The 13223-nt window shown below is 40.8% G+C and carries 9 protein-coding genes; 3 read left to right on the top strand and 6 right to left on the bottom strand.

What is annotated here, in order from left to right:
• Positions 1-74 precede the first annotated feature (74 nt).
• Positions 75-1265 (bottom strand): coenzyme F420-0:L-glutamate ligase, encoded by a 1191-nt coding sequence (locus PBAT_RS06845; RefSeq protein ID WP_068647853.1) that lies wholly within the window; start codon positions 1263-1265, stop codon positions 75-77.
• A gap of 124 nt (positions 1266-1389) precedes the next feature.
• Between PBAT_RS06845 and PBAT_RS06840 the strand changes: the two genes are divergently transcribed.
• Positions 1390-2280, top strand: a complete 891-nt coding sequence (locus tag PBAT_RS06840; RefSeq protein ID WP_068648103.1) for a LysR family transcriptional regulator — start codon at positions 1390-1392, stop codon at positions 2278-2280.
• Between the two features lie 60 nt (positions 2281-2340).
• Here the strand turns inward: PBAT_RS06840 and PBAT_RS06835 are convergent, their stop codons facing one another.
• The 4 genes from PBAT_RS06835 to PBAT_RS06820 form a co-directional block, all read right to left on the bottom strand.
• Complete coding sequence (locus tag PBAT_RS06835) at positions 2341-3240, bottom strand: Gfo/Idh/MocA family protein (protein ID WP_068647852.1); 900 nt, start codon at positions 3238-3240, stop codon at positions 2341-2343.
• A gap of 117 nt (positions 3241-3357) precedes the next feature.
• Positions 3358-5373 (bottom strand): response regulator, encoded by a 2016-nt coding sequence (locus tag PBAT_RS06830; RefSeq protein ID WP_068647850.1) that lies wholly within the window; start codon positions 5371-5373, stop codon positions 3358-3360.
• Between the two features lie 18 nt (positions 5374-5391).
• Positions 5392-6240, bottom strand: coding sequence for a CheR family methyltransferase (locus PBAT_RS06825; RefSeq protein ID WP_420848736.1), 849 nt, complete (start codon positions 6238-6240; stop codon positions 5392-5394).
• 32 nt (positions 6241-6272) lie between these two features.
• Positions 6273-9926 carry a response regulator gene (locus PBAT_RS06820; RefSeq protein WP_068647848.1) on the bottom strand — a complete coding sequence of 1218 codons (3654 nt, stop codon included), beginning with the start codon at positions 9924-9926 and terminating at the stop codon, positions 6273-6275.
• Between the two features lie 277 nt (positions 9927-10203).
• Between PBAT_RS06820 and PBAT_RS06815 the strand changes: the two genes are divergently transcribed.
• Entirely contained in the window at positions 10204-10695 is a 492-nt protein-coding gene (locus PBAT_RS06815; RefSeq protein WP_068647846.1) for a CAP domain-containing protein, read from the top strand.
• Positions 10696-10900: 205 nt separating this feature from the next.
• Complete coding sequence (locus PBAT_RS06810; RefSeq protein ID WP_068647844.1) at positions 10901-11962, top strand: LLM class flavin-dependent oxidoreductase; 1062 nt, start codon at positions 10901-10903, stop codon at positions 11960-11962.
• 227 nt (positions 11963-12189) lie between these two features.
• On the opposite strand, the gene PBAT_RS06805 is transcribed toward PBAT_RS06810, so the two are convergent.
• The gene (locus PBAT_RS06805; RefSeq protein ID WP_068647842.1) at positions 12190-13104 is read right to left on the bottom strand and encodes a phosphatidate cytidylyltransferase; all 915 of its coding nucleotides are present in this window, start codon (positions 13102-13104) and stop codon (positions 12190-12192) included.
• Positions 13105-13223: the final 119 nt, after the last annotated feature.

The raw sequence follows: 13223 nt of genomic DNA, 5'->3' as shown, positions 1-13223 counted from the left end.
TGAATGAGATTGGAAGGTAGCAATCAATAAAGAACGGGTGCCTAATTTAGGCACCCGTTCTTTATTGATTAAGATTAGTTTGTGTAGTTATCAAAATATCCTTGGATAAAGATAATCGGTGTACCTTTATCTCCACTACCTGAAGTTAAATCGGATAGAGAACCAATAAGATCAGTAAGTCTTCTAGGTGTAGTACCTTGTGCTTCCATCGCGCCTACAAGATCTGTATCTTTATTGCTAATATATTGAGAAATCGCCTGTTTAAGTTCAGCACCTCTTAAATCAGCAAAGTTATTATCAGCAAGATACTTCAACTTCACTTCATTCGGTGTACCATCAAGTCCTGCTGTGTAAGCTGGTGATACAACAGGATCGGCAAGTTCCCAAATCTTACCTACCGGATCTTTGAATGCACCATCTCCATAGATCATGACTTCAACATGCTTACCCGTCTTTTCTTTGATGATCTGTTGTATGTTATCTACGACAGGTTGGCAATTACGTGGGAATAGCTTAACACTATCTTCTGTTGATTTATTGGATCCGAGAAGACCATAAGCTTCGTTACAACCACTACCATCAATAGATGCTGCTAATATGTTATCGAGGCTATAGATCTTCTCTCCACCATTAGCTTTTAATATCTTCTTTGTTCTGAATCTAGTATGAATGTCACAAGTAAGGACACTTTTTGTATACTCTAGAATAGTTTTTGGATTATTTGAGAAAATAACTTCACATTCAACACCATATTCTTCAACTAACGATTTATAATAATCAATATAATCAACGCCCGTAAAGGTATGTTTATTGTATCCAAAATGCTCGCGGAATTGTGCTTCTGTTAACACATCTGTCCAAGGATTAATTCCTTTTTCGTCAAGCAAGTCTAGATCGACTAAGTGGTTACCAACTTCATCAGATGGATAACTAAGCATTAATACAACTTTCTTAGACCCTTTTGCAATACCACGAAGACAGATTGCGAACCGATTGCGACTTAAGATTGGGAAAATAACACCAACGGTATCTTCTCCAAATTTGGAACTAACATCTTTAGCAATATGATCGATTGTGGCATAGTTACCTTGCGCACGAGCAACAATGGATTCTGTTATCGTAACGATATCTTTATCATTAATGTTAAATCCTTCAACTTCTGCAGCATGTAATACACTATCTACAACGATTTCCTCTATATTATCTCCTCGATTTACGATTGGGCAACGGAGACCTCTGACAACTGTTCCAACTACTCTTTCCAATATAATCGCTCCTTATAACTATTTAAGTTAGTTTAATGATGTGACATATATATTTGTAATATACATCAAGCTAATGATATAAGTGAAATTAATATATCGTATAATACATATAAGGAGTGCTTATATAGTGAGTAAATTAGATTTATATAAAGTGTTTTGTAAGGTTGCGAAAAGTAAAAGCTTCTCCAATGCGGCAAAAGATCTTTATATGACACAGCCAGCGGTTAGTCAAGCCATCATGCAGTTAGAAAGAGAGTTGGATACACGTCTATTCACAAGAACACCTAGAGGGGTATCTTTAACAAACGAAGGGCGTCTCTTATTTGAATATGCTAATTCAGCTATTCATTTAATTCAAGTTGGAGAAGAAAAGATTTTGGAGTTCAAGAATTTAACGATGGGTGAATTAAAGATAGGTGTAGGTGATACGATTTCTCGATACTTCTTACTCCCTTATTTAGAAATTTTTCATAATAGATATCCTAACATTAAGTTTAAGATTATTAATGGCACAACACGTGAGATTTGTTCCATATTGAAATTGGGAGAGGTTGATATTGGGATTTGTAATTTCCCCATTGAGGACCCAACGTTAGAACTTCGATCATTGATTGATGTTCATGATATTTTTGTTTGTGGAGAGAAATATAAGTCGATATCATCTCAACCGGTAAGCCTTAATGAAGTAGTGAAATTACCTTTAATATTTCTTGAGCTTGAATCCAATTCCAGAAAGTATGTAGAAGATTATTTGATATCCAAAGGGATAAGGATTTCACCAGAATTTGAATTAGGATCACATGATTTACTATTGGAATTTGCCAAAATAAATTTAGGAATAGCATGTGTGACTAAACAATTTTCCCAAGAGTATTTAAATAAAGGGTTATTATATGAACTACAACTAACAGAGGAAATACCAAAGAGAAGTATAGGCGTATGTTTTTTGAAAAGTGTACCGTTATCACCAGCATCAACAAAGTTTGTTGAGATCATGGAAAATAAGATAACATAATAAACGAGACTAAAAAGACTCGCGAATCATTCATGGATGACCTGTAGCACTTGTGACTTGTCAATCAATATGGTTAATGATCCTTTCACAAATTTCATGAGTTACCAGCGAATCATCCATAGATGGATCAGGTGTTGAGTTATGATGAACACAATCGATAAAATGATCAACGATTTGGTAGAATCCCCGTTTGTATAGCGTAGTCTCCCAATCGCCGAACTTGGATATACGAATTTCTTTATCATGATAATGGATTGTTTCAACAAGATTGTTTACTACATATTTATCATTCGCCGTTGTATACTCGATGATTTCTTCTGTGACCCCGCCATTCTTGTTCATAATCCCTATAGCCGTACATCCTTCTCCGATGAGCGTGATAACTACATGATCAAGAAATTCACCGTTTCTTAAGAACTGTACCTTTACATCCTTGACCTTGGTATCCATCAAAAACCGAAGCGTATCTACAACATGGATGAAATCTTGCACAACAAATCTTCGTATATAATCTGGTGCAGCGAATCTGTTTTTTTGCATGATAATCATGTTAGCTTTCCCATGTTCTTTAAGCTCTGTAATGTGGGGAATAAACCTTCTATTAAAGCCAACCATAGCGATCTTGCCGTTCTCTTTCGCGAGCTTTACGATATTCTCAGCTTCATGAAAATGCATAGATATTGGCTTATCAATATAGATGTGTATACCACCTCTAAGTAATTGTTCAGCTATTTCAAAATGTGCCTCTGTCGCAGTACATACAAATGCTGCATCGATATTCTTGGCTAGCAGTTCATCTACGGTCTGAACTTGTTCTTGAATGGCATACTTTTTGGATAAGGTATTTAATGTATCTATGTTTCTTGTACAAAGTACCAATTCTATCCCATCCTTCTCAGAAAGCACAGGTAAGTAAGCCTTAGTGGCGATATCACCTAATCCAATGATTCCAATCTTCATGTTCATCCCCCCATTATGATTTCTGAATCAACGCTTATCGTTTTATAACGAATAGACCAGAACTAATCCAAGATCAGCCCAGCCTATGTCTTGATATATGAGAGCAATAATGCCTTACTAGGCCAATAGATGTGGCTCCATAGTTGATGCGTAAGTAGAGAGTATGTGCTTCAGGTGCCCTAAACGAATGGGTTTTTGAAGAAGCTCATTAAATTTGAGATTCGTCTGTTCTAGTTCCTCGAAGTCTTGCGTCATATGGGTGAGCATACCAATCAGGATAAGACGTTGAACGTCAACACTCTGATTGATCATGGTATATAGCGTCTCCCGAACATTAGTCATTGGTTGATGACTATCTATGAATAGCATATCGAAGAAACCCTCTTCCAATGCTCGTAGTGCACCCATCTCATCTGAGACGGCCATGACGGTATGCCCTAAGCCCTCGAGCATATGAACAAGTAATTTTTGATAAACGGGCTGCTCTTCGATAACTAAGATTTGCATAGATATAGCTGTTACCTCAGAAGATGGGCAAGTTTTTAACCAATCCCGTCCAATTGGGTCGAGCTCTGCTTCTGAATCGGAGCATCTTTTCATATCCACGGTAAATACAAACGTCGCACCGGCCTCTTTCATGGAATCTATGCGGATGGTTCCACCCATGATCTCCACCAATGTTTTGCAGATAGCAAGTCCCAATCCGGTCCCTCCATACTTGCGGTTAACCGAGGCATCCACCTGTGAAAAGGGTTGAAACAGCTTCTCTGTTTTATCAGGGGGAATCCCGATCCCTGTATCTTTAATGGTAAATTCAATTGAAACGGTGTCCTGAGCCTCGCCTACCTTGCTAACTACGATGTATACGCCACCCACATCAGTGAATTTGATCGCATTCCCGATGAGGTTCAAAAGGATCTGCTGCAAGCGAGTAATGTCACCCCGAATCATAATGGGTAGTTCACGATCTATGACATAGAGCATTTCTAATTGTTTCTCTTGAAGCTTAGCTGTGAAGATATCACGAACTTGTTCCAAGCAGTCTATGAGCAGGAAAGACTCTTCCTCAAGTTCCAGTCGCTCAGATTCCATCTTAGAAAAGTCCAATACATTATTCATGATAGATAGCAAGGTGTTGCCACTATTCATGACCACTTGTGCTAATTCTTGTTGTTCCTGTGTCAGTCCGGAATCGAGTAAAATATCCATCATGCCGATGACACCGTTCAGAGGCGTGCGAATTTCATGGCTCATTAACGAAAGGAAATCCGTTTTAACCCTAGAGGCTTCCTCTGCTATATCTTTGGCTCGAATTAAATCTCGTTCTCCTTGTTTTCGATTACTAATATTTCGAATTGTGCAAGCCAATAAATACGAATTTTCACCCGATACGCCTAGCTGAATTTCCGCCGGAAACGTGGTCCCGTTTTTACAACGTGGCGATATTTCCCGCACTTTTCCGATCCAATCTAGATAGCGAATATCATCCGTACTCCCTAGCGTTGGCAGCAAAATGGTAATATTCTGTCCAAGCAATTCATCTCTACCATATCCAAACATCTCTTCAACCGCAGGGTTTGTTTGTAGAATGACACCTTTAGGTGTAAAGATCAGCATCGTATCAATGGACGTTTCCATTACGACGCGCGTCTGCGCCTCAGCTCTTGTCAATTGTTCCGTAATCTTCACTAAGTCTAGGTTGGTCTGCTCCAATTGCTTTGTTTTTTGTTTTAACGTTTTCTGTGCGTCATACAAATGGACGAAGCCCTGTATTTTGGACTTTAACACATAGGGTACAAAGGGTTTGACCATGTAATCAATAGCCCCGACTGAATATCCGGCGGAAAAATGTCTGGTTTCCTTACTGGTGGCCGTAATAAATATTATGGGTATACTCTTCGAGTTATCGTATGATTTAATGTGACGGGCGGTTTCAAATCCGTCCATGCCAGGCATCTGAACATCCAGTAAAATGACGGCAATTTCATCTTTTAGCAGACAACGAAGCGCATCTAGCCCGGAATAGGCTCGAATCAATTGATACGGTTCGCCTTCTAGCACAGCCTCAATGGCTAACAGATTCTCCGGATGGTCGTCCACTAACAAAATATTGATGGGATAGTCTCTTTCCATGTTCATCCCCCTCTCTAATTATTTCATTTTCTGATACAGTTTTTCACTGAGGTCGACGGTTTTGTAACTATCTTCAAACTCACTGAAATGGATCGACTCTCGGTCCCCTAAGGCAAGAAAGCCAAACATGCTTAAACTTTCATGAAATAGCTGGTGAACGCGACCTTTCAAAGTTTTATCGAAATAGATCATGACGTTGCGACAGAAAATAACATTGAATTCATTGAAAGATTGATCGGTGACTAAATTATGTCGAGCAAACACGATGTTCTTCATCAAGGATGGATCGAAACGCACCGCGTCGTACTGAGCTGTATAATAATCGGAGAAAGATTTCGTTCCTCCGGATTGAATATAGTTGTGTGTATAGGTCTTCATATTGCTTAGAGGAAAGATACCCTCTTGGGCTTTTTCCAAGGAATCTTCATCAATATCGGTTGCATAGATGCGTGCCTTGTCGTATAGTCCTTCTTCATGTAAAAGAATGGCCATCGATAAAACTTCTTCCCCGGTTGAACATCCTGCGTGCCAAATTCGAATATGCGGATACGTATGGAGAAACGGCACGACTTTTTCTCTAAAAGTTCTAAACATGGACGGGTCGCGAAACATTTCGGTGACGTTCACAACCAAATAACGAAGTAGTTGGTGCATCCGTTGCGGGTAATGCAAGACCTGTTCAATAAGGGCAGATACGTTATTTACACCTATAGCGTGCATACCATGCCGAATTCGGCGTCTTATGGAATCAAAGGCGTAGTTGCGAAAATCGTATCCATACATCTGAAAAACAGCTTCCAGAAGTAGGCGTACTTCAATTTTTTCTCGTTCATCTTCGTCCTTTGTTAGAGAATTGTCCAAGTCTATTTCGTTATACTCAGAGATGATATTTGGCCTCCTTACGTGTAGAGCCATACTTTTAATAAGGATAGTAGCTTCACGGTATCTATAGGTTTACTGATGTAATCAGATGCCCCAGCATCGATGCAACGCTTACGATCTTCCTTCATTGCTTTGGCCGTTAACGCGATAATAGGTAACTTTTCAAATTGCGGCATCGCCCGAATGGCTTTCATCGCTTGATACCCATCCATTTCTGGCATCATAATATCCATCAGAATCAAATCAAAATTCGGATCTTTCTCCAAGAGTTCAAGAGCCTCTCGTCCATTTTCGGCAAACGTAACATCCAAGTTGTAGGTAGCTAGCACATTTGATAAAGCAAAGATATTTCTCATATCATCTTCAACCAGAAGAATGCGTTTGCCATCAAATGCCGTTTCATTGTTATATAACTTCTTCAATATTTTACGCCGATCCTCTGGCAAATTCGCCTCCACTCGATGGAGGAACAAAGCTGTTTCATCAAAGAGACGTTCTTGTGATTTAACATTTTTAATAATGATACTCTCTGCGTATTTCTTCAGTTGCATTTCTTCTTTCATGTCCAGCTCTTTACCGGTATAAATAATAATTGGAAGCTTCTGTAGCTGTTCCGTATGTCGAATGCGGTCAAGTAGATCGAATCCGGAAATATCGGACAATCCCAAATCCATGACCATACAATCGAATTGCTCCAATTGAAGTTCATGAAGTGCCTCTTTACCGGTCGAAACAGCGGTGATGACTACGTCATCATGCCCAATCAGTTCAACCATGCTGTTTCTTAGTACAACATCGTCTTCGACAATTAGAAGGCGCTTGAGGTCGCGGTTAATAAAGGATTCAATCCGGGACAAAGCATTATCAATTGTATCCTTATTGACGGGTTTCTGTAGATAAGCCATAGCTCCCATCATCAGTCCTTGTTTCGATTCATCAAGGACAGAAAGAATATGAATTGGAATATGCCGTGTGTCGGGATGTTGCTTAAGTCGTTCGAGAATGGCCCATCCATCGATAACGGGTAGTTGAATATCCAACATGATCGCATCCGGTTTATAGGCATGGGCAAGTGCTAAGCCCTTGTCACCTTGGAGCGCAACAATTCCTTTAAAATTATAAGATCGGGCCATATCTAGCATGATTTTGGCGAATTGGATGTCATCTTCGATGATGAGAAGCACGCGGTCACCGGCGTTCACCTCGTTGCGGTCATCTTCCACTTCCGAGATCAGGAGCAAGTCTGGATTACTCAGTTCAATACTTGGAAGAAGCATTTCAATCGAAAGTGGGACGTCAGTCGAATCCGTCCCAGCCGCCCCCACTTCCTTCAAAGCGAAGTGCTGCGAACTCATCTGGGACTCCGGCAGATAGAGGGTGAAGGTACTTCCTTGCCCTTCATGGCTTTCAATTTTAATGTGTCCGCCAAGTAAAGCAGAGAGTTCCCGGCTAATCGTGAGACCAAGACCCGTTCCACCGTATTTCCGGCTTGTCGTACCATCAGCCTGCTGAAATGCTTCAAATATAACATCTTTTTTATCCTTTGAAATTCCAATGCCAGTATCGGAAACAGAGAAGGCAAGGAATGAGTGATCGGTTGGATCGCTTCCTTCGGGAAGGTCCATTCGGTATATGCGTAGCATCACTTGGCCTTGATCGGTAAATTTAAAGGCATTAGACAATAGATTCTTCAGAATTTGCTGAAGACGATGACCATCCGTGTGAATCGCCTCTGGCAAGGATTGTTCGACGTGAATCTGAAATTCGACACCTTTTTGCTCGGCCATGGGCTGGAAATTACGCCACATAGTCTCTTTCACATCTTCAAGGAAAACAGTTTCCAGTTCAACAGTCATTTGACCGGCTTCAACTTTCGATAAATCAAGGATCTCGTCAATCAATCGAAGTAAATCACTGCCGGAGGCATGAATAGTGTGGGCAAAGTCTATTTGCTTCGGATGAAGATTTCCTTCCTTGTTATCCGCCAAAATCTGAGATAAAATCAGCAAGCTATTTAGTGGCGTCCGTAATTCATGTGACATATTAGCAAGGAACTCGGATTTATATTGGGATGCGGAAATGAGTTCAGTTGCATGTTTTGCTAGAATAGCATTCTGATTCTCGATCTGTTCATTGGTTTCTTCGGTTTTCCGCATGAGGTACTCCATTTGTTCCGCACGTGCTGCGATCTCCTGATTACTCTGTTCAAGTTCTTCCTGCTGACGTTGAAGTTGCTCTTCTGAGAACTTAAGTGAATCATTGGAAGCTTTCAGTTCGTCCTGCTGTGCGGTTAATTCCTCTGATTGCGCTTGCAATTCTTCTGTCTGTTGTTGTAGTTCCTCGGTCTGGGATTGTAGTTCCTCTGATAACGCTTGAGACTCCTCTAATAACCGCTGTACCTCCATTTGAATCATGGCGCTATTCATGGCAATACCCAATGTAGAACGAGTCTTCTCGACTAATTGTTGCTGTAAGGGGATAAATGACTCCAAAGAGGCAAGTTCAATGACCCCCACCACATGGCCCTCATATTCAATAGGTACAATCAGGATGCTTCTTGGAGAAGATTGTCCAAGTCCTGTCGTAATCTTAACGTGATCTTCCGGAACGGGATCTAATAGGAAAGTACGCTTATCAAGTGCACATTGTCCAACAAGTCCTTCTCCAATCCGAAAAGAGGATGCAGCAGTATTGTCCCCGTAAGCAGCGAATGAAGCAATCATCTTCAATTTACCCTCGGTGCGACGATAATATATGCCGTGAGATGCATGCAATAAGAGGGCGATCTTCGAAATAAAGGACTGCGCTATTTCTGAATCGCTCGCTAGTCCCTGGCAGGCAGTTGCGACCTCTGAGATGCTGGTTTGAAGCCAAATCTCGTTCTCATTACTTTGCAAAAGATGATTCGTGGCTTCTCCAAGATCCCTGATTTCATCCTTCGTTCTGATATTAATTCTTCTTGCAGTTAAATTTCCCTCTGAAGAGGCAATCTCCGATATCGCTGTGGAGACTTGTTTAATGGAATTGACAATCGTTCTAGAAATGACGAACGCAACCAGAATAGAAATGACGGTAACTGTAAGTAAGAAAACATAGAGAACGAATTTCAAATCGGCGTTTCTTTGATTCAGGTCATCGACCCGTATTTGCGTTAAGCTCTTTTCCGTGGTGCGGAAGTCATCTAATTGGTCTCGCATCCGATCAACTTTCAACTTCCCTGTATCTAACTTGAAAAAGTTCAGAGAGTCTTGCATATTGTTTTCTTTTTTATATGCGATGGTTGGCTCACCGACGGTCTCGATCCACTGTTCAATATTTAATTTTATCCCTTCAAGCTTCTTCTGCTGGCTCGGATTATCCGTAATTAATTGATGGAGGCTGTTATAATCGTCGTCCCATTTTGTTATACCACTGTTATAAGGCTCCAAGTACTTTTCGTCACCGGTGAGCATAAATCCACGTTGTCCGGTTTCCATATCTAATACATGTTTTTCAATTAAATAGGCCAAGTTATGGACTTCCATATCATGGTCTGTAATAAACGTAATCTCTTTTTCCATACTAGACATTTGGTCATTTAATACAAAGATAGACGCGCCTAGACAAAATAATATAATAAGATAACCGAGTGCTATTTTAGAACGTATACTGAATTTAGAATTTTTAAACATTCGATACTTCCCCCTGCTTAGAATTTTACTAGTTCCTGTTATTTCAAGTTGCAAACTCTATTATAAGGTTTAAATGATGAAATCCCTAGAAAAAAATAGTTGCTTTTAGATGAATTAAGTCACTACCAAGATGACTTAAAGCGAACTTACAGGAAGTAATATAGAGAAATAATTGGGGGGAGTCCGTACTAGAATTAGAGACTAAGATACAAGCAGGATTAACTCTTTAACAATATATATATGTTGTACGCAAATATATTGTTGGAGGTTTGAGAAGATGAGAAAAAGAATATCATCAAGACGGAGAATTAATCGTAATCCTAGCAAAATAACGAAAAGAGTGAAAATGACTAGGATTCGTATAAGACAAGCGAATGCGTATGAGATGCAGGTATTTAGATTAGTGAATGAAGAACGGACAAGTAGAGGCATCGCTGCATTAACACTTAATTCGATGCTAACAGACCTTGCAGTCTTGAAATCAAGAGATATGAGAGATAAGAATTATTTCGGTCATACATCTCCAACGTATGGTACCCCGGAGGAAATGCTAAATCGTTATGGGGTTAAGTGGCGTGCTTATGGAGAAAATATCGCAGCGGGTCAAACAACACCAGAAGAAGTGATGAGAGTGTGGATGAATAGTCCAGGTCATAGAGCTAATATTCTAGATCCAAGATTTACTGATATTGGGGTAGGGTATGTGGCAGGAACAGATACAAGTCAATATCGAACGTATTGGACGCAACTCTTTATTCAGAAACCATGAACAAGGTGTAATGGATGCTAACTTTAAAGTGAACTGCTGCACCCCAATGGTTAGATACAACTAACTATTGGAGGTACAGTCCATGTTCAATATACATATTTGAAAAAAAACAAATAATAGTTCAAAATAAAGATATCTGATCTTAAGCTTTATTGGCTATCGAAGTTGTTGTTGGAGAAAAATTATAAAAAAGGAGAGATTGCCCGTGGAGATAGGTATTAGTACATTTGTAGAAACAACACCGGATGTTAAGACTGGTGAAGTGATGAGTCACGCACAGCGGTTGCGTGAAGTTGTTGAGGAAATCACCCTTGCCGATCAAGTGGGGCTTGATGTATTTGGGGTGGGTGAGCATCATCGGAAAGACTATGCTGCATCTTCTCCCGCTATAGTGCTAGCTGCGGCTGCTTCACAAACCAAACGAATTCGGTTGACTAGCGCAGTGACGGTTCTTTCTTCTGCTGATCCAGTACGCGTGTTTCAAGATTTCGCTACGCTGGATGGTATTTCAAATGGTCGCGCGGAGATTATGGCTGGCAGGGGTTCCTTTATTGAATCCTTTCCACTGTTTGGTTATGACTTGGATGACTATGAGGAACTGTTTGACGAGAAGTTGGAATTACTCCTTAAGATACGCGATTCCGAAAAGGTAACCTGGAAAGGTGGGCATCGGCCGGAGATCCAGAACTTGGGTGTGTATCCGCGTCCGGTTCAGAATCCTTTACCGATATGGATTGGTAGCGGGGGCAATCAAGAGTCCGTCATCCGTGCAGGTCTGCTAGGACTGCCACTAGTACTGGCGATTATCGGTGGAAAACCGATACAGTTTGCACCACTCGTGCAGCTCTATAAAAAGGCAGCAGCACATGCAGGTCATGATGTATCGCGACTTTCGGTAGGATCTCATTCGCACGGATTTATTGCAGAGAATACACAACAAGCAGCAGATACTTTTTTTCCTTCTACTCAGGCATGTATGAACGTGCTCGGAAAGGAGCGGGGCTGGGGCCACTATGACCGATCTAGCTTTGATGCCGCGCGTAGCTTTGAAGGTGCACTGTATGTGGGTGATCCTGAGACAGTTGCCCAAAAGATCATTCACCTCCGCAAAAATGTAGGCATTACTCGCTTTATGCTGCATGTACCGTTGGGTAGTATGCCGCATGCTGATGTAATGAGAGCGATTGAGCTGCTAGGAACAGAAGTAGCACCTAGAGTTCGTGAGGAAATAACGAAGTGGGAAGCCGACATGGAAGGCAAGCAGTAAGGCAGTCAAGAATAAATCAATGTAACACCGATACGTGATTGTGGGCGGCCAATAAATATTTTACTTATCAACCACGACAATAGCCTCTCCCAAACCCATGGTTTGAGAAAGGCTATTTTTATAGTCTTGTATTTTAAAGTCATTTTCGATAATGCAGATTCTTTACTTGTTGTGACACAGTAGCTGTTGCAATAGCAATGGTGGGCACCTGATTGAGGTGTCCTCTACTACATGAAATCGAAAAAATAACGGATCATGTGGAAAAAAACTGGCGAAGTGTATGCCAAGCTATCAACCCGGCTTAAGTAGCTTTTTTTCAGAGCGACGAACTTATCGTCATCACCGATTAACAAATCTCTTTTTAGTACGGAAACAGTTAAGCTTCCGAAGAATCCACTTAAGCTGATCAACATACCGGACACGAGCCCGAAAGTTGGACTAAGCGGGGTCAGGTAGGGAGAGATGAGATAGGACACACCTGCTGTTATGAGAAAGGCACATGCAAATCCTTCCCAAGTCAGATTCGGATTAGCCGTCGGGACTATTTTGCGCTTACCGAAATAGATGGATGCTAGATGGTGGATAACATCATTAAGTTGCGTCAATACCACTAGAAACATAACAAGTCCTGCGCCATACTGCGGCGTAGCGAATTGGAAATAGGCTAAGTGACTAAGCCCAAAAACCATTAGCATAAGTCCCCATTGGGTAGAGCTGACACTCCGTAGAAAACCAACCGTACCTTTGTTGATCAATCGTGGGATGGGTAAGAACAAGAACACATAGAGTGGAATAAAGACAATAAACATGCCGTACCACTCAGTATAAATCCAATAGAATTGTACGGGGATTGCCAGATACGCCCACAGAAAGAGTCGGCGGTCGGCTTTTTTTGTTTTGATCATGGAGAAATATTCTTTCAACGCAAAGAAGGTAAGTGCCATGAGGGAAAGCAGTGAGACGACTGGATTGAACAGGGTAGCTAGGCAAAAGATGAAGAACATGCCCCACCAAGTCTTGATACGGACACCAATCGTGGCATAATCCTTCTCGGGCTGTATTTTGTTTATCACAATATACATCAAATGAATGAACAATAAAGCGATAAAAATAAGAGTTAACGTAAATAATGAGCTGTCCAGTGAGGTTCACCAACTTATCTTAAGATTCTTGGTATACTGCGTGATCAAAAGGGGACTTTTTGAAACAACCTCTTAGAGGGTTCATATGTTATTATGAAGGAAACGTTCACAATTGATAA

This window comes from Paenibacillus antarcticus, from assembly GCF_001637225.1.
Taxonomy (GTDB): Bacteria; Bacillota; Bacilli; order Paenibacillales; family Paenibacillaceae; genus Paenibacillus_AQ; species Paenibacillus_AQ antarcticus.
Note: the sequence above shows the minus strand (reverse complement) of the source record. Positions and strands in the feature narration are given on the sequence as shown.